This window comes from Pseudoclavibacter caeni (genome assembly GCF_008831125.1).
Lineage (GTDB): Bacteria > Actinomycetota > Actinomycetes > Actinomycetales > Microbacteriaceae > Pseudoclavibacter_A > Pseudoclavibacter_A caeni.
Genome location: NZ_WBKA01000003.1, coordinates 238481 through 255814, shown reverse-complemented (window position 1 = coordinate 255814; position 17334 = coordinate 238481). Strand labels below are relative to the sequence as shown.

General features: G+C 70.3%; 16 protein-coding genes. All 16 read left to right on the top strand.

Features of this window, described 5'->3' with window-relative positions; all coding sequences use genetic code 11:
• The first annotated feature begins 123 nt into the window (after nt 1–123).
• The 16 genes from lysA (at nt 124) to atpD (ending at nt 17332) form a co-directional block, all read left to right on the top strand.
• Nucleotides 124–1596 carry a diaminopimelate decarboxylase gene (gene lysA, locus F8O02_RS05370; protein ID WP_225734127.1) on the top strand — a complete coding sequence of 491 codons (1473 nt, stop codon included), beginning with the start codon at nt 124–126 and terminating at the stop codon, nt 1594–1596.
• Nucleotides 1593–2912, top strand: a complete 1320-nt coding sequence (locus tag F8O02_RS05365) for a homoserine dehydrogenase (RefSeq protein WP_158036209.1) — start codon at nt 1593–1595, stop codon at nt 2910–2912. Before lysA ends, F8O02_RS05365 begins: the two co-directional genes overlap by 4 nt.
• Before the next feature lie 2 nt (nt 2913–2914).
• Nucleotides 2915–3838 carry a homoserine kinase gene (gene thrB / locus F8O02_RS05360; RefSeq protein WP_225734126.1) on the top strand — a complete coding sequence of 308 codons (924 nt, stop codon included), beginning with the start codon at nt 2915–2917 and terminating at the stop codon, nt 3836–3838.
• A gap of 144 nt (nt 3839–3982) precedes the next feature.
• Nucleotides 3983–6172 (top strand): transcription termination factor Rho, encoded by a 2190-nt coding sequence (gene rho / locus F8O02_RS05355; protein WP_158036207.1) that lies wholly within the window; start codon nt 3983–3985, stop codon nt 6170–6172.
• 11 nt (nt 6173–6183) lie between these two features.
• Nucleotides 6184–7290: a peptide chain release factor 1 gene (gene prfA, locus F8O02_RS05350; protein ID WP_233448643.1), complete on the top strand. Its 1107-nt coding sequence runs from the start codon at nt 6184–6186 to the stop codon at nt 7288–7290.
• Entirely contained in the window at nt 7287–8240 is a 954-nt protein-coding gene (gene prmC / locus F8O02_RS05345; RefSeq protein WP_158036206.1) for a peptide chain release factor N(5)-glutamine methyltransferase, read from the top strand. Before prfA ends, prmC begins: the two co-directional genes overlap by 4 nt.
• A gap of 3 nt (nt 8241–8243) precedes the next feature.
• Complete coding sequence (locus F8O02_RS05340) at nt 8244–8912, top strand: L-threonylcarbamoyladenylate synthase (protein WP_158036205.1); 669 nt, start codon at nt 8244–8246, stop codon at nt 8910–8912.
• Nucleotides 8913–8919: 7 nt separating this feature from the next.
• The gene (locus F8O02_RS05335; protein WP_158036204.1) at nt 8920–10077 is read left to right on the top strand and encodes an MraY family glycosyltransferase; all 1158 of its coding nucleotides are present in this window, start codon (nt 8920–8922) and stop codon (nt 10075–10077) included.
• Complete coding sequence (locus F8O02_RS05330; RefSeq protein ID WP_158036203.1) at nt 10074–10544, top strand: hypothetical protein; 471 nt, start codon at nt 10074–10076, stop codon at nt 10542–10544. Before F8O02_RS05335 ends, F8O02_RS05330 begins: the two co-directional genes overlap by 4 nt.
• A gap of 176 nt (nt 10545–10720) precedes the next feature.
• Nucleotides 10721–11524: a F0F1 ATP synthase subunit A gene (gene atpB / locus F8O02_RS05325; RefSeq protein ID WP_318655772.1), complete on the top strand. Its 804-nt coding sequence runs from the start codon at nt 10721–10723 to the stop codon at nt 11522–11524.
• 46 nt (nt 11525–11570) lie between these two features.
• Nucleotides 11571–11804: a F0F1 ATP synthase subunit C gene (atpE, locus tag F8O02_RS05320; RefSeq protein ID WP_158036202.1), complete on the top strand. Its 234-nt coding sequence runs from the start codon at nt 11571–11573 to the stop codon at nt 11802–11804.
• Between the two features lie 54 nt (nt 11805–11858).
• A complete protein-coding gene (locus F8O02_RS05315; RefSeq protein WP_158036201.1) occupies nt 11859–12407 on the top strand; it encodes a F0F1 ATP synthase subunit B in 549 nt (182 codons plus the stop codon).
• 2 nt (nt 12408–12409) lie between these two features.
• Complete coding sequence (atpH, locus tag F8O02_RS05310) at nt 12410–13213, top strand: ATP synthase F1 subunit delta (protein ID WP_158036200.1); 804 nt, start codon at nt 12410–12412, stop codon at nt 13211–13213.
• Between the two features lie 73 nt (nt 13214–13286).
• Nucleotides 13287–14927, top strand: a complete 1641-nt coding sequence (gene atpA / locus F8O02_RS05305; RefSeq protein ID WP_158036199.1) for a F0F1 ATP synthase subunit alpha — start codon at nt 13287–13289, stop codon at nt 14925–14927.
• A gap of 20 nt (nt 14928–14947) precedes the next feature.
• Nucleotides 14948–15841 (top strand): F0F1 ATP synthase subunit gamma, encoded by an 894-nt coding sequence (locus F8O02_RS05300; RefSeq protein ID WP_158036198.1) that lies wholly within the window; start codon nt 14948–14950, stop codon nt 15839–15841.
• Nucleotides 15842–15865: 24 nt separating this feature from the next.
• Nucleotides 15866–17332 (top strand): F0F1 ATP synthase subunit beta, encoded by a 1467-nt coding sequence (gene atpD, locus F8O02_RS05295; protein WP_158036197.1) that lies wholly within the window; start codon nt 15866–15868, stop codon nt 17330–17332.
• Nucleotides 17333–17334: the final 2 nt, after the last annotated feature.

The window sequence follows — 17334 nt, the reverse complement described above, 5'->3', positions numbered from 1 at the left end:
CGCGTGCCCGCCCGCGTCCGTCCGCGGCCGCGCCGTGGCCCGTCCCACGCGACGGGGGAGGCACCCGGTCGTCGCGTGTCCGGCCCGCTCCGGGCGGATGACCCCACGCCTTAGAATGGTCGGGTGAGCATTTCATCCCCTTTCCCGGGCCGCGGTCTGTCCGGCGCCGCGCTCGCTCCGGACTGGCTCGACGCCCCCGGCGATCTCGACGCGATCGACCCGCGCTGGTGGCCCGACACCGCCCGACGCGACGACGACGGATGCCTCTGCATCGGCGGTGTGCGCGTGACGGAGCTCGCGGCACGCTTCGGCACCCCGCTGTACGTCATCGACTGGGCGACGATCACGGCCCAGGCCACGGCCATCCGCGACGCGTTCACGCGCGCGCTCGCCGACGTCGGCTCCGCAGTGACTGTCTACTACGCCGGCAAGGCGCTGCTGACCAGTGAGATCGTGCGCTGCATGCGCGACCTCGGGCTCAGCCTCGACGTCGCCAGTGGCGGGGAGCTCGCTGTCGCCGTCGCCGCCGGGATGCCGCCGGCGCGGATCGGCATGCACGGCAACGACAAGTCGTACGCGGAGCTGCGCGCGGCGGTGGCCATCGGCGTCGGCACGATCGTGATCGACTCGCTCGACGAGATCGACCTGCTCGTCGCCGCGATCGGCGACCGGGCTGCGGAGACCGGCGAGCGGCCGGCCCGGCAGCGTGTGCGGCTCAGAGTGACCACGGGCGTGCACGCCTCCACCCACGAGTACCTCGCCACGGCCACGGAGGACCAGAAGTTCGGCGTCGCCCTCGCCGACGTCGACGAGGCTGTCGCGCGCATCCGGTCGCATCCGGAGCTCGAGTTCGTCGGCCTGCACTCGCACATCGGCTCGCAGATCTTCGACCACGCCGGCTTCGACGCGGCGATCGACCGGCTCATGGCCGTGCACGCGCGGCTGTCGCGCATCGCCCCGGTGCCCGAGCTCAATCTCGGCGGCGGGTTCGGCATCGCCTACACCGAGGCCGACAGCCCCCGACCGATCGAGGAGATCGCCCACGGGGTCGCAGCCCGGCTCGCCCGGGCCGCCCGAGCGCAGGGTGTGCCGGTGCCGCGCATCGCGATCGAGCCGGGCCGGTCGATCGTCGGCCGTGCGGGCGTCACCCTGTACGAGACGGGGACGGTCAAGGATGTCCGCCTCGGCGACGGTGTGGAGCGGGTGCGCCGCTACGTCTCCGTCGACGGCGGCATGAGCGACAACCCGCGCCCGGAGCTGTATGGCGCCGAGTACCAGGTCTCCCTCGCGTCCCGCGGCAGCACGGCCGCCCCGGCCCTCGTGCGGGTCGTGGGCCGGCACTGCGAGTCCGGTGACATCGTCGTGCAGGCCGACTGGCTGCCGGACGACGTTCACCGTGGCGACCTGCTCGCGGTGGCGGACACCGGCGCCTACTGCTTCTCGCTGTCCTCGAACTACAACATGACCCCGCGGCCGGCCATGGTCGCAGTGGCGGACGGGAAGGCCCGTCTGCTCGTCCACGGCGAGACGATCGAGACGCTGCTGGCGCGAGACGCCGGCATCGCCGGCCGCATCCAGAGAGAGGGAGACGCATGACCACGCACCGTCCGGGCGCGCCGCTGAAGGTCGCGCTGCTGGGAGCAGGATCGGTGGGCGCGCAGACCGCCCGCCAGCTCATCGAGCGCCGCGAGGAGCTCTCGCAGCGCATCGGCGCGCCGTACGAGCTCATCGGCATCGCCGTGCGTCGGCTGGACGCCCCGCGCGACGTCGAGCTGCCGGCGGAGCTGTTCACGACCGACGCCGAGGGGCTCATCGACCGCGCGGACATCGTCATCGAGCTCATCGGCGGCATCGAGCCGGCCCGCACCTGGATCGAGCGGGCGCTGCGCCAGGGCAAGGACGTCGTCACCGCGAACAAGGCGCTGCTCGCCGCCCACCAGGTCGAGATCTTCCAGGCCGGGCGCGAGGGCGGCGCGGAGACCTGGTACGAGGCGGCCGCAGCCGCGGCGATCCCGATCATCCGCCCGCTGCAGGACTCGCTTGTCGGCGATCGCATCCAGCGTGTGCTCGGCATCGTCAACGGCAGCACGAACTACATCCTCGACCGTATCGACACCGCGGGCATCACCATGGAGGAGGCGCTCGACGAGGCTCGCCGGCTCGGCTACCTCGAGGCGGATCCGACCGCGGACATCGAGGGGCACGACGCCGCCGCAAAGGCGACGATCCTCGCCGGGCTCGCGTTCCACACGCATGTGCCCCGCGAGGCCGTGCACACCGAGGGCATCACCCGGCTGACCGGCGAGCAGCTCGTCGACGCGCGGCGCGACGGCTTCGTCGTGAAGCTGCTGGCCGTCGCCGAGCGCCTGCACGCCGGCACTCCGGACGAGGCGGTCAACGTGCGCGTCTACCCGGCGCTCGTGCCGCACGACCATCCGCTCGCCGCCGTGCACGGCGGCAAGAACGCCATCTTCGTCGAGGCGATGGACGCCGGGGACCTCATGTTCTACGGCGCCGGTGCCGGCGGGGTGGAAACCTCGTCGACGGTGCTGAGCGACTTCGTGCTCGCCGCGAAGCGCATCGTGCGCGGCGCCCCCGCCGAGTTCATCACCTTCGACGCGCATCTGCGCATCGCCGACATCGCCGAGGTCGCCTCGAGCTGGCAGATCACCCTGCACGTCGACGACCAGCCCGGCGTGCTCGAGCAGATCGCGGCCGTGCTCGCACGCGGCGACGTCTCCGTGCGCGCCCTGCACCAGTCGGCGCTCGAGGACGCCCAGGTGGACGGCGCCCGGCTCGTGATCATCACCCACCACGCCCCGGAGGGCGTGCTCCGCCGGGTCGTCGCGCTGCTCGGCGACCTGCCGGCGGTGCGGTCGGTCGTGGGCGTGCTGCGCGTCGAGGGGGAGTGAGCGTGACCCGACTGCGCGTCCGGGTGCCGGCGACGACAGCGAACCTCGGCCCCGGCTTCGACACGCTCGGCCTCGCGCTCGGCCTGTGGAACGAGGTGATCGTCGAGCCGGACGACTCAGGGCGCATCCGCGTGGACGTGCACGGCTCCGGGCGCGGGCGGCTGCCTCGTGACGAGCGGCATCTCGTCGTGCGCACGATGCTCGACACCCTCGACCGGCTCGGCTCGCGCGACCGGCTCGACGGCGCCCGGGTGATCGCCCGCAACGAGGTGCCGCAGTCCGGCGGGCTCGGCTCCTCCGCCTCGGCGGTCGTCGCCGGGGTCGCCGCCGCGCTGTGGCTGCATACCGGGGCACTGCCTGATCGCGACGAGCTGTTCCGACTCGCCAGCGCGGCCGAGGGGCATCCTGACAACGCGGCGCCGGCCGTCTACGGCGGCGGCACGATCGCCTGGCAGGATGACTCGGGCGCGCACGCGGTCCCGATCGCGGTGGATCCCCGGGTGACCCCGGTGATCCTGGTGCCCGACTACCAGGTGCGCACGGCCGAGACCCGGCGGCTGCTGCCGGAGCGGGTGCCGCTCGCCGACGCCGTGTTCGACGTGTCGCGCGCGGCGCTGCTCGTCCGGGCGCTCGAGGCGCGTCCCGACCTGCTGCCGGCGGCGACGGAGGACCGGCTGCACCAGCCGTATCGCGCCGAGGCGATGCGACCTACCGCAGAGCTCATCGGGCGACTGCGCGGGGCCGGCCATGCGGCCGTGCTCAGCGGGGCAGGCCCCACCGTCCTCGTGCTGGCGCAGAGCCCGGTCGAGGCGGACGCGGTGGTCGCGCAGGCACCGGCGCGGACGGCCGGCGCGGGCGGCCTGGAGGTGCGGTGGCGCGCCCGGCGGGTGGCCGTGGCCCGTGATGGTGCTACAGTGGTGGCATGACTTTGAGAGCGCTGCTCTCGGTCATGATCTGAGGCGCTCAGACTCATCTCTGCTCAACGCCTTTTCATGTCGAACTGACGGTCGGCTCCATCCGAACCGCTCAATCTCCTTGTCCGCTTCGGCAAGGCGAGAGGAACATCCCCTGTGACTGATGTCGTGAACACCGATACCCAGAACACTAACGCCCGTGGCGCTGACAGCCCGCGGCTGAGCACGCTGCGCGTCGCCGAGCTGCAAAGCATCGCCGCAGACCTCGGCGTGGCCGGCGTCAAGCTGCGCAAGAGCGAGCTGATCGCCGCGATCACCGCGAGGCGTGCCGAGCTCGCCGCGGACGGCGCGCAGCCGGCGGCGGAGGCCTCGACCCAGCCCGCCGCTGAGGCGCCGGAGACCGCGGCGCCGAAGGCCGCGGAGCACGAGGAGTCGCGCGCCGAGGCCGCGGCGGAGACCGAGGGCACCGCCTCGGGCCGGTCGCGCCGTTCCGGCGCCCGCCGTTCGCGGCGGGTCACACTGCCCGTCACCGATGTGGCCGAGGGCGCTGCGGGGCATGTGCGGGCCGAGGTCGTGGAGCTGGACGAGCCGGGTGCGCAGCACGTCGAGGAGACCCCTGCGACCGAGCCCGCCGCGCCGGCTGCCGAGACGTCTCAACCGGCCGAGGCCGCCGAGGCGGCGCAGCAGCCTGCCGCGACGTCGGGTGACGAGGAGCATGAGGGCGGCCGTGGCCGTCGTCGGGGCCGTGGCCGCGGGCATCGCCCGGAGGAGCGCGGCGAGGGTGACGTGCAGCCGTCCGGTGAGTCCACGACGTCTGGTGACGACGAGGAGCGCGGCGAGGGCGAGCACCGCTCGGGGCGTGGCCGTCGCGGCGGTCGACGTGACCAGAGTGAGGCGGAGCCGGCCGAGTCGCGCGAGGGCGGCCGTGGCGAGCGCTCCGAGAAGAACGAGCGGTCGGACGGCCGCGGCGGCCAGAGGGGAGAGAACGGCCGGGGCGAGCGCTCGGGCGGCAACGGCAGCGGCCGCGGGGAGAAGTCCGAGAAGGGTGACCGCGGCGAGCGGGGCGACCGCGGCGAGGACCGCGGTCACCACGGCCGCAACGAGGGCGAGGGCGAGGAGCGGCGCGGTCGGCGCAGCCGCAGCCGCAGCCGTGATCGCCGGCGCCGGGGCCGTGACGAGGAGCCGGAGATCACCGAGAACGACACGCTGATCCCGATCGCCGGCGTGCTCGAGGTGCTCGACAATTACGCGTTCGTGCGCACCAGCGGCTACCTGCCCGGCCCGAGCGACGTCTACGTCTCGCTCGGCCAGGTCAAGCGGTACGGGCTGCGGAAGGGCGACGCGGTCGTCGGCGCGATCAAGGAGCCGCGCGAGGGCGAGCACGGCGGGCGGCAGAAGTACAACGCGCTCGTTCGCGTCGACACCGTCAACGGCCAGACCGTCGAGGAGGCGAAGCAGCGCGTCGAGTTCAACAAGCTCACCCCGCTGTACCCTCAGGAGCGGCTGCGGCTCGAGACCGAGCCCCAGAAGCTCACCGGGCGCGTGATCGATCTGGTCGCCCCGATCGGCAAGGGCCAGCGCGGGCTCATCGTCGCTCCGCCGAAGGCCGGCAAGACGATCATCATGCAGCAGATCGCCAACGCGATCACCCGCAACAACCCCGAGGTGCACCTCATGGTCGTGCTCGTCGACGAGCGCCCCGAGGAGGTCACCGACATGCAGCGCACGGTGAAGGGCGAGGTCATCGCCTCGACCTTCGACCGGCCGGCCGACGATCACACCACGGTCGCCGAGCTCGCGATCGAGCGCGCCAAGCGCCTGGTCGAGCTGGGGCACGACGTGGTCGTGCTGCTCGACTCGATCACCCGACTCGGCCGCGCCTACAACCTGTCCACTCCGGCCAGCGGGCGCATCCTCTCCGGCGGCGTCGACGCCTCCGCGCTGTACCCGCCGAAGCGCTTCTTCGGCGCCGCTCGCAACATCGAGAACGGCGGCTCGCTGACGATCATCGCCTCGGCGCTCGTGGAGACGGGCTCGAAAATGGACGAGGTCATCTTCGAGGAGTTCAAGGGCACCGGCAACATGGAGCTGCGGCTGTCGCGACAGCTCGCCGACAAGCGCATCTTCCCGGCTGTTGACGTCAACGCCTCCGGCACCCGCCGCGAAGAGCTGCTGCTGCCGGCCGACGAGCTGAAGATCGTCTGGAAGCTCCGCCGCGCGCTCGGCGGGCTCGAGCCCCAGCAGGCGCTCGAGGTCGTCCTCAACGGCCTCAAGGAGACCAAGTCCAACGTCGAGTTCCTCATGCGGATGCAGGCCAACAGCATGGCCGGCCTGCGCGCCCGTTGAGCGGAGCCGGCATGGACGCCGAGGAGGGGATGGGCTCGGCGGCGGTGCTCGACTCGGTCGAGCGCCTGCTCGCCGAGCACGCCGAGCTGCAGCTGCGGCTGGCTGACCCGGCCGTGCACACCCGGCCGGGTCTCGCCAAGCGGCTCAGCCGCCGCTACAACGAGCTCAACGCGATCAAGGTCGCCTGGGAGCACCTGCGCCAGACGGAGGACGACCTGGCCGCCGCCCGGGAGCTCGCCCACGAGGACGCCTCGTTCGCCGCGGAGGCTGACGCGCTCGAGCGCGAGCGGCACGAGGCGTCCGAGCGGCTGCGCCGACTGCTCATCCCGCGCGATCCCGATGACGGCCGCGACGTGATCATGGAGATCAAGGGCGGCGAGGGCGGCGAGGAGTCGGCACTGTTCGCCGCCGACCTGCTGCGCATGTACACACACTATGCCGAGCGCCGGGGCTGGAAGGTCGAGCTGCTCGACCGCACCGAGTCCGACCTGGGCGGCTGCAAGGACGTCTCCATCGCCGTCAAAGGCCATGCGACTGACCCCGCCGAGGGTGTCTGGGCGCACTTGAAGTACGAGGGCGGTGTCCACCGCGTGCAGCGCGTGCCGGTCACGGAGAGCCAGGGGCGCATCCACACCTCGACGGCCGGCGTGCTCGTCTTCCCCGAGGTCGACGAGCCCGAGGAGATCGAGATCAGCCCCCAGGACCTGCGCATCGACGTGTACCGCTCCTCCGGGCCCGGCGGCCAGTCGGTGAACACCACCGACTCCGCCGTGCGCATCACGCACCTGCCCACCGGCATCGTCGTGTCGATGCAGAACGAGAAGTCGCAGATCCAGAACCGCGAGGCGGCCATGCGCGTGCTCCGGGCCCGGCTGCTCGCTCGGCAGCAGGAGGAGCGCGAGGCCGAGGCCGCCGACCAGCGGCACAGCCAGATCCGCACCATGGACCGCTCCGAGCGCATCCGCACCTACAACTTCCCGGAGAATCGCATCGCCGACCACCGCACCGGCTACAAGGCGTACAACCTCGACCAGGTGATGAACGGCGATCTCGACGCGGTCATCCAGTCGGCGATCGACGCTGACGAGGCGCACCGGCTGGCCGAGCTGGGCGAGTGACCTCGACCACCGGCCTCGTGCGCGAAGTGCGCGGCGTCCTCGCCTCCGCAGGCATCGACCAGGCGGCAGCCGAGGCGCGCTGGATCGTCGCCCACGTCCTCGGCATCGCTCCGGGAGAGCTGGCGCTTCGCCTCGCGCTGGGGGAGGACGCGCCCGAGGACGCCGTGGAGCAGGCCCGCCGGCTCGCCGCAGAGCGAGCCACCCGCAGACCGCTGCAGCACGTCCTCGGCGAGGCGCCCTTCCGTGCGCTCACGCTCGCCGTGGGGCCCGGCGTGTTCGTGCCCCGGCCCGAGACCGAGCTGCTCGCCGGAGCCGTCATCGACTGGCTGCACGCCGAGCGCACGGCCGGCCGCTCGGCCCGACGCGTCCTCGAGGCCGGCACGGGCAGCGCCGCGATCGCCCTCGCGATCGCCACGGAGACCCCCGGCGTCGTCGTCGAGACGGTCGAGGTCGATCCCGACGCCCGGCGGTGTGCGCAGCGGAACATCGCCGCGGCCGCGCCCGACCTCGACCGGGTCGGCTCCCGCGTCCGGCTGCGGGCGGGGGACGCGGTGGCCGCCCTCGCCGTGACCCGGCCGGCCGCGCTCGACGTCGTCGTCTCCAACCCGCCATACGTGCCCGAGGCCGACATCCCGGCCGAGCCGGAGGCCCGCGCCGACCCCGCGATCGCCCTGTACGCGGGCGCCGACGGTCTCGACGTCATCCGCGCGCTCCTGCCCCCGGCCGCGCGGGCGCTGCGGCCGGGCGGCCTCGTCGCCCTCGAGCACACCGAGCGGCAGGGTGCGCGGGTGCGCGCCCTCGCCGCCGCCGCCGGTCTCGTCGCCGCGCGCACGCATCCCGATCTCACCGGGCGCGACCGCTTCACCACGGCGCTGGCACCGGCCGCGGCTCCACAGGATCGCCATGGTCGGGCCGGCTACAATGGCACGGACACCCGAGGAGAAGCCTGATCCATGAGCACCGTCTACGACTGCCGTGACACCGCCCAGCTGCTCGAGGGCACCCGCGAGGCGCGCCGGACGCTCGGCCGCGGCGCGCTCGCGGTGATCCCCACCGACACCGTCTACGGCATCGCGGCCGACGCCTTCTCACCGCGCGCGGTCGCCGCCCTGCTGGATGCGAAGGGACGCACCCGGCAGGCGCCGCCGCCGGTCCTCATCCCCGGGGTCGCCTCGCTCGACGCCCTCGCCGAGGACGTCCCCGAGCCGATCCGCCGGGTGGCCGAGACCTTCTGGCCCGGGGCGCTGACGATCATCCTCGACGCGCGCGGCAGTCTCGACTGGGATCTCGGCGACACGCAGGGCACCGTCGCGCTGCGCGTGCCCGACGAGACGGTCGCCCGGGCCGTGTTGGAGGAGACCGGCCCGCTGGCCGTCTCGAGCGCCAACCGCCACGGCGAGCCGGCGGCGACCACCGTCGAGCAGGCGCGCGAGCAGCTCGGTGACACGGTCGAGGTCTATCTCGACGACGGCCCGAGCCGCAGCGGGGTCTCCTCGACGATCATCGACGCGACGCTGTTCGAGCAGACCGGCTCCGTGCGCATCGTGCGTCAGGGTGGGGTCACCGCCGAGCAGCTGGCGGAGGTGCTCGGCGCCGACGCCGTCCTCGGCCTCGAGCGGTGACGGCAGCGTGAGAGGCTACGCCCTCGCGGCCCTTGTCGCCGCGGTCGTCACCTTCGGGCTGACCTGGGTCGTGCTGCGCTTCGCGCTGCGCCACCATATCTACCCGCAGATCCGTTCCCGCGACGTGCACACCCGCCCCACACCGCGCCTCGGGGGCATCGCGATCTACGGCGGCATCCTCCTCGGACTGTTCACCGCGAGCCGGATGACCTGGTTCGCAGAGGTCTTCCGTCATCAGGGCGCGGTCTGGGCCCTCGTGGGGGCGAGCACGCTCATCGTCTTCATCGGTGTCTTCGACGACCTGTACGACATGGTCTGGTATGCGAAGCTCGCCGGGCAGTTCCTCGCAGCCGGTCTGCTGACCTGGCAGGGGTTCCAGATCGTCTCGCTGCCGATCGGCGGCACGCTCATCGGTTCCGGGTGGGCCAGCGCCGCCCTGAGCGCCCTGGTGATCGTGCTGACCATGAACGCGGTGAACTTCATCGACGGGCTCGACGGGCTGGTCACCGGGGTCGTGCTGCTCGCCAGTTCGGTGTTCTTCCTGTACGTCTACCTGCTCACGGTGCGCACGTCGCCGACCGACTACTTCAACACCGCGACCCTCATCGCCGCAGTGCTGGTGGGGGGATGCGCCGGGTTCCTGCCGTGGAACTGGCATCCCGCCCGGATCTTCATGGGTGACTCCGGCGCGATGCTGCTGGGCATGCTCCTCGCCGTCTCGGCGATCTCGGTGACCGGGCAGATCGACCCGCAGACGATGACGAGCGACTCGAGCATCTGGCTGCCCCTGCTCGTGCCGGTGGTCGTGCTCTCTCTGCCGTTCATCGACTTCGCCATGGCCGTCATCCGACGGGTCGGAGCGGGGCGCAGCCCCTTCAGCCCGGATCGCCGGCACCTGCACCATCGGCTGCTCGACCTCGGGCACAACACCTACACGGCCGTGGCCACGTTCTACAGCTGGACGCTCGTGCTGTCGCTGTCGTGCTTCCTGTTCATGCTGTGGCCCTGGTGGCTCGTCGCACTGTTCGCCGCGGTGGGCGTGGCCGCCTGCCTCACCCTGACATTCTGGCCCGTCCTGCAGCCGCGACTCGGCCGGGGCCCGGCCATCCCGAGCGAGCTGGAGCTCGCCGCCCGTCGCATCCGCCGAAAGGAGCATCAGCGATGACCACCACCCCCGAATCCCGGCACGAGGACGCTGCGGGCGGGAGCGCCCCGGCACCGCACCGGGCGAACCCCGCCCTCACCCGGGTCCTGCGCACCTCGATGGGGCTGACCGCGGTGCTGGCCGTGCTCGTCGTCGTGGTCGGCGGCGTGATCGGCTGGAGCGTCGCCGGCGCTGACGGGGTGTGGAGCGCCCTGATCGGGGCCGCGCTCACGCTCGCATTCGTCGCCATCACCGCGGTCAGCCTGCTGATCGGCTCGCGACTCGGCGGGGTGTCCTTCCTCGGCGTGGTCCTGGGTGGATGGATCGTGAAGATCCTCGTCTTCATCGGGCTGCTCGCGCTGATCACCCGCCTGCCCTTCATTGAGCCGCATGTGCTGTTCGGCTGCATCGTGGCCGCCGTGCTCGGCTCTGTGGCCGCGGACTCGTGGGCCGCGATGCGCGCACGCGTCCCGTATGTGGACGACTGAGCCACATGGGCAAATGACCGGGCCGCACAGCCGTTCCTGTGTATCGGATTTGGGAATAGGCCTGATGACCTTGCTAGTATGTCAGTCGGCGGTTCTGTCGTCTGCGACCGCCCCATCTGGAACGCACCGTGGCACTGACTGCGGGCAATGCTCAGGAGAATGATCTTTTGACTCACGTGCTGACCCAGCTCGCCACCACCACGCTCGCCGCCGACGGTGAGTTCCACGCGCCGAGCATCGACGAGTTCTTCCCGAACCCGATCCTGTTCGCGGGCACGCCTTTCGAGCTCAACCGCATCGGGCTGATCCGCATCCTGGTCATGGTCGTGATCATCGTCTGGCTGTGGGCGGCCACCCGCCGGCTGCGGCTCGTGCCCGGGCGCGGACAGAGCATTCTCGAGATGGGCTACGACTTCGTCCGCGTGAACATCGCCGAGGAGATGCTCGGCAAGAAGGACGCCCAGCGCTACGTGCCGCTGCTGTTCACGATCTTCGTGACCACCCTGGCGTTCAACCTCACCGGCGTGATCCCGGGCCTCAACATGGCCGCCTCGGCGACAGTCGGCTACCCGCTGGTGCTCGCCCTCATCGCGTATGTGGTGTTCATCGGCGCCGGCATCAAGGCGCACGGGCTCGGCTACTTCAAGGCGGCGCTGTTCCCGGCGGGCGTGCCGAAGATCCTGTACATCCTCGTCACCCCGATCGAGTTCCTCTCGACTTTCATCATCCGGCCGGTGTCGCTCACCCTCCGACTCCTGATGAACATGGTCGCCGGGCACCTCATTCTGGTGCTGGCATTCAGCGCGACCTGGTTCTTCCTCTTCAACGCCCCCGCGATCTTCAAGCTGCTCTCGCCGGTGACGTTCGCCCTCGGCTTCGCCTTCACGCTCTTCGAGATCATGATCGAGGTGCTGCAGGCCTACATCTTCACTCTTCTGACCACCGCCTACATCCAGTCGTCCCTGGCAGAAGAGCACTGATCGGCCGGAGAACCCTCCGGTCCTGTTAAGGAAGGAAACACAACCCGTGGATATCAATACACTCGCTGAAGGCATTTCGGGCAACCTCAACGCGATCGGCTACGGCCTCGCCGCGATCGGCCCCGGCATCGGCATCGGCGTCGTGGGCGGCAAGACCGTCGAGGCGATCGCCCGCCAGCCCGAGCTGGCCGGCAAGCTGCAGACGACCTTCTTCCTCGCCGTGGCCTTCACCGAGGCGCTGGCGCTGATCGGCCTCGCCGCCGGCTTCATCTTCCGGTAAACCCCAGACCGATTCCGCCGCGCGGATCCAGAGAACAGGAGTGTCAGTACCGACATGGCTCATATCGCGCTGACGGCGGTCACCGGCGCCGAGGAGGAGCACAACCTGCTCGTCCCGGCCGTCTACGACTGGTCGCTGTCCCTCATCATCTTCCTCATCATCCTCGTCTTCGTCTGGAAGGCGGTCGTCCCCAAACTCCAGAAGGTGCTCGACGAGCGTTCCGAGAAGATCGAGGGCGGCATCCAACAGGCCGAGAAGGCGCAGCAGGAGGCCTCGGCAGCCCTCGAGGCCTACAACGCGCAGCTCGCCGAGGCTCGCATCGAGGCCCAGCGCATCCGGGATGACGCCCGGGCCGAGGGCACGCAGATCGTGACCGAGCTCCGGCAGCAGGCGACGGAGGAGGCTCGTCGAATCAGCGAGCAGGCGCAGGCGCAGATCGTCGCCGACCGCCAGGCCGCGTTCGACCAGCTCAAGAGCGAGGTCGGCGTGCTGTCGGTTGACCTGGCCTCTCGCGTCGTCGGCCAGTCGCTCACGGACGACCAGAAGGCGCACGCCGTGGTCGAGCACTTCCTGAACGACCTCGAGAAGTCGGAGGCCAAGTAGGCATGGGCAGCGCCACCGCACACGCCCTCGCCAAGGCGAGGGCGGCGCTCGTCGCCGACGCCGGCTCCGAGCGGCTGGATTTCGCCCGGGGTCTCTTCCTCGTCGCAGACACGCTCGGCGAGAGCGCTGCGCTGCGCGGCGTGATCGCCGATCCATCCACTGACGAGCGCGAGCGGACGGCCGTCATCAACCGGCTGTTCACCGGTCGGGCGCCGGAGGACGTCGTCGCCTACACCCGCCTGCTGGCCGGTCTGCGCTGGTCCAGCGCCGACGAGCTCGTCGAGTCGGTCGAGGAGCTCGGCGAGCTGGCCGTCGCCCGCTCGGCGACCGCCGCCGGACGCCTCGAACGGCTGGAGGACGAGCTGTTCGACGTCGCGCAGGTGTTCGCGGGAAGTCGCGAGCTCCAGCTCAGCCTCTCGCACCCGGGGGAGCACCCAGACGCCGAACGACGGCTGGTCGAGCGGCTGTTCGGCGACCGGGCGTTGCCCGAGACCGTGCTGCTGACGGAGCGCGCCGTGCGCGCGGTGCGCGGCAGCATGGTCGCCCGCCGGCTCGACGACATCGCGGAGCGCGTCAGCGCCACCGCGGGGCGTCGTGTCGCCCTCGCGACCGCGGCGACGCCGCTGACCGAGTCAGAGCGGACCCAGCTGGCCCGGGCGCTCGAGCGCGAGGCCGGCGGGCCGGTGCACGTCAACGTCGCCGTCGATCCGGCCCTCGTCGGCGGCGTGGTCGTCTGCATCGGTGACGTCGTGATCGACTCGTCCGCGCGCACGAAGCTCGCACAGCTTCGACAGGCCATCGCCTGACCGCCCATCGGGCACGAGTGAACTGAACAGGTGTGATTCGGGGCCGGCGGCCCCACCGAATGTAAGGAAGATGATGGCAGAAGTAGCAATCAGCCCCGAAGAGATTCGGGGCGCTCTCAAGGAGTTCACCGAGGAGTACCAGCCAGCCTCCTCGACGAAGGCCGAGGTGGGGTATGTGCTCAGCGCCGCCGACGGCATCGCCCACGTCGAGGGGCTGCCCAGCGTCCAGGCCAACGAGCTCGTCCGTTTCGAGAACGGCGTGCTCGGTCTCGCCCAGAACCTCGAAGAGCACGAGATCGGCGTCGTCGTGCTCGGCGAGTTCGTCGGCATCGCCGAGGGCATGCGCGTCGAGCGCACCGGCGAGGTGCTGTCGGTCCCGGTCGGCGACGCGTTCCTCGGCCGTGTGATCGACCCGCTCGGCAACCCGATAGACGGCCTCGGCCCGATCGAGGCGGAGACCCGTCGCGAGCTCGAGCTCCAGGCCCCCGACGTGATGAGCCGCAAGAGCGTCGACGAGCCGCTGCAGACCGGCATCAAGGCGATCGACGCCATGATCCCGATCGGCCGCGGCCAGCGTCAGCTGATCATCGGCGACCGCCAGACCGGCAAGACGGCCATCGCGATCGACACGATCATCAACCAGCGCGAGAACTGGAAGAGCGGCGATCCCAAGAAGCAGGTGCGCGCGATCTACGTCGCCATCGGTCAGAAGGGCTCGACCATCGCCTCCGTGAAGGCGGCGCTGGAGAAGGCCGGCGCGATGGAGTACACGACCATCGTCGCATCGCCCGCCTCCGACCCGGCCGGCTTCAAGTACCTCTCTGCGTACACCGGCTCGGCCCTCGGTCAGCACTGGATGTACCAGGGCAAGCACACGGTCATCGTCTTCGACGACCTGTCGAAGCAGGCGGAGGCCTACCGGGCCGTCTCGCTGCTGCTGCGTCGTCCGCCGGGCCGCGAGGCATACCCGGGCGATGTGTTCTACCTGCACTCCCGCCTGCTCGAGCGTTGCGCGAAGCTCTCCGACGAGCTGGGCGGCGGGTCACTGACCGGCCTGCCGATCATCGAGACGAAGGCCAACGACGTGTCGGCCTACATCCCGACGAACGTCATCTCGATCACCGACGGCCAGATCTTCCTGCAGTCCGATCTGTTCAACGCAGACCAGCGGCCGGCCATCGACGTCGGCATCTCGGTCTCCCGCGTGGGCGGCGATGCGCAGAAGAAGCACATCAAGAAGGTCTCCGGCACGCTGAAGCTCGAGCTAGCGTCCTACCGCGACCTCGAGGCGTTCGCCATGTTCGCCTCTGACTTGGACGCGGCCTCGAAGGCGCAGCTCAACCGGGGCGCCCGCCTGACCGAGCTGCTCAAGCAGCCCCAGTACTCGCCGTACCCCGTCGAGGAGCAGGTCGTGTCGATCTGGCTGGGCACCACCGGCAAACTCGACGACGTCCCGGTGGATAACGTCCTCCGATTCGAGGGCGAGTTCCTCGAGTACGTGCGCCGCAACACCGACATCCTCGACGCGCTGCGCGACTCCGGCAAGCTGGAGGAGGAGACGGTCGCCAAGATGGAGAAGGCGGTCGCCGACTTCAAGAAGAACTTCGTGGTGAAGGACGTGCAGGGCGTCGACGCCCCGGGCGCCGAGGACGAGACCGCGCTGAAGGCCGATGACATCGGCCAGGCGAAGCTCGTCAAGAAGCCCGCGAAGTAGCAGAGAGACAGGGTAACCACATGGGAGCGCAACTTCGGGTCTACAAGCAGAAGATCAAGTCTGCTCAGACGACCAAGAAGATCACCCGCGCCATGGAGCTGATCGCCGCCTCTCGCATCCAGAAGGCGCAGACGCGTGCCAGCGCCGCACGACCGTACGACGAGGCGATCACTCGTGCGGTGGGCGCGGTGGCGGCACTGAGCACCGACATCGACCACCCGCTGTTGCGGGAGCGGCCCGCCATCCGGCGAAGCGCGATCGTCGTGCTCGCCTCGGATCGCGGTCTCGCCGGGGCGTTCTCGTCGGCGATCCTCAAGGAGACCGACCGGCTGGCCAACCTCCTGCGTCAGCAGGGTCGCGAGGTGGACTTCTACCTGGTCGGCCGCAAGGCCGTCGGGTACTTCCAGTTCCGTGACCGGCCGTTCGTGCGCAGCTGGACGGGCGACACCGACATGCCGACCGCCGATGTCGCGCACGAGATCGGCGAGGCCGTGGTGGAGAGCTACCTGCGCGGCGGGGAGGCCGGCGGGGTCGACGAGATCCATCTGGTCTACACGCGCTTCGTCAACCGCGTCACGCAGCGTCCTGACGTGCTCCGGCTGCTGCCGCTGCAGGTCGTCGAGGGCGAGGCCGAGCCTCGCACGGCGGACTCCCCGCTGTACGAGTTCGAGCCCGCGCCCGAGGAGGTGCTGGAGCTGCTGCTGCCCCGCTACCTCGAATCGCGCATCTACCATGCGCGGCTCGAGTCGGCCGCCAGTGAGCATGCCAGCCGCCAGAAGGCCATGAAGGCCGCCTCTGACAACGCGGACAAGCTGATCCGGAGCTACTCGACCCTGATGAACAACGCCCGTCAGGCGGAGATCACGCAGCAGATCAGCGAGATCGTCGGCGGCGCCGACGCGCTCGTGAAGTAGGACGACACAGAAGAGAAGAGAGACATGGCAACTGCAGAAAGCACCCAGGCGCCGGTGGCCGAGGCCACCGAGAACGTCGGGCGCATCGTGCGAGTGACCGGCCCGGTGGTCGACATCGAGTTCGCTCACGACGCGCTGCCCCCGATCAACAATGCGCTCCACACCGAGATCACCCTCGGCGGCGAGACCATCAAGGTGACCTTCGAGGTCGCCCAGCACCTCGGCGATGACCTCGTCCGGGCGATCTCGCTGAAGCCGACCGACGGCCTCGTCCGCGGCCAGGTGGTCTACGACACCGGCTCCCCCATCACGGTGCCGGTCGGCGAGGAGACCAAGGGCCGCGTCTTCAACGTGACCGGTGACGTGCTCAACGCCAAGCCGGGCGAGAAGATCGACTTCAAGGAGCGCTGGAGCATCCACCGCGAGCCCCCGCGGTTCGATCAGCTCGAGTCGAAGACCCAGATGTTCCAGACGGGCATCAAGGTCATCGACCTGCTGACCCCGTACGTGCAGGGCGGCAAGATCGGCCTGTTCGGCGGTGCCGGCGTCGGCAAGACCGTCCTCATCCAGGAGATGATCGCCCGCGTCGCCAAGGACCACGACGGCGTCTCCGTGTTCGCCGGTGTCGGTGAGCGCACCCGTGAGGGCAACGACCTCATCCATGAGATGGATGAGGCCGGGGTGCTCGACAAGACCGCTCTGGTGTTCGGCCAGATGGACGAGCCGCCGGGCGTGCGTCTTCGCGTCGCGCTCTCGGGCTTGACGATGGCGGAGTACTTCCGTGACGAGCAGCAGCAGGACGTGCTGCTCTTCATCGACAACATCTTCCGCTTCACCCAGGCGGGCTCCGAGGTGTCGACGCTGCTCGGCCGCATGCCGTCGGCCGTGGGCTACCAGCCCAACCTGGCCGACGAGATGGGCCAGCTGCAGGAGCGCATCACCTCGACGCGCGGCCACTCGATCACCTCGCTGCAGGCGATCTACGTGCCCGCCGACGACTACACCGATCCCGCTCCGGCGACGACGTTCGCCCACCTCGACGCGACGACGAACCTGACGCGTGATCTCGCCAGCCGCGGCCTGTACCCGGCCGTCGACCCGCTGGCATCGACCTCGCGCATCCTCGACCCACAGTACGTGGGCGAGGAGCACTACGCGGTCGCCACCCGGGTGAAGCAGATCCTCCAGAAGAACAAGGAGCTGCAGGAGATCATCGCCATTCTCGGTGTCGACGAGCTCTCCGAGGAGGACAAGATCGTCGTCGAACGCGCCCGGCGCATCGAGCAGTTCCTCTCTCAGAACACGTACACCGCCGTGAAGTTCACCGGTGTCGAGGGGTCGACCGTGCCGATCAAGGACACGATCGAAGGCTTCCGGATGATCTGCGACGGCGAGGTCGACAACATCCCGGTGCAGGCGTTCTACAACGTCGGTCCGATCGATGACGTCTACCGCAAGTGGGACAAGATCAAGAAGGAACTCGGAGAGTAGGC

Bases quoted from the DNA above. Each gene is read 5' to 3' on its own strand.
- F8O02_RS05300 (WP_158036198.1), top strand. From the start codon at position 14,948: ATGGGAGCGCAACTTCGGGTCTACAAGCAGAAGATCAAGTCTGCTCAG.
- atpD (WP_158036197.1), top strand. From the start codon at position 15,866: ATGGCAACTGCAGAAAGCACCCAGGCGCCGGTGGCCGAGGCCACCGAG.
- prfA (WP_233448643.1), top strand. From the start codon at position 6,184: ATGGACGCCGAGGAGGGGATGGGCTCGGCGGCGGTGCTCGACTCGGTC.
- F8O02_RS05340 (WP_158036205.1), top strand. From the start codon at position 8,244: ATGAGCACCGTCTACGACTGCCGTGACACCGCCCAGCTGCTCGAGGGC.
- atpA (WP_158036199.1), top strand. From the start codon at position 13,287: ATGGCAGAAGTAGCAATCAGCCCCGAAGAGATTCGGGGCGCTCTCAAG.
- F8O02_RS05315 (WP_158036201.1), top strand. From the start codon at position 11,859: ATGGCTCATATCGCGCTGACGGCGGTCACCGGCGCCGAGGAGGAGCAC.
- F8O02_RS05365 (WP_158036209.1), top strand. From the start codon at position 1,593: ATGACCACGCACCGTCCGGGCGCGCCGCTGAAGGTCGCGCTGCTGGGA.
- F8O02_RS05330 (WP_158036203.1), top strand. From the start codon at position 10,074: ATGACCACCACCCCCGAATCCCGGCACGAGGACGCTGCGGGCGGGAGC.
- atpH (WP_158036200.1), top strand. From the start codon at position 12,410: ATGGGCAGCGCCACCGCACACGCCCTCGCCAAGGCGAGGGCGGCGCTC.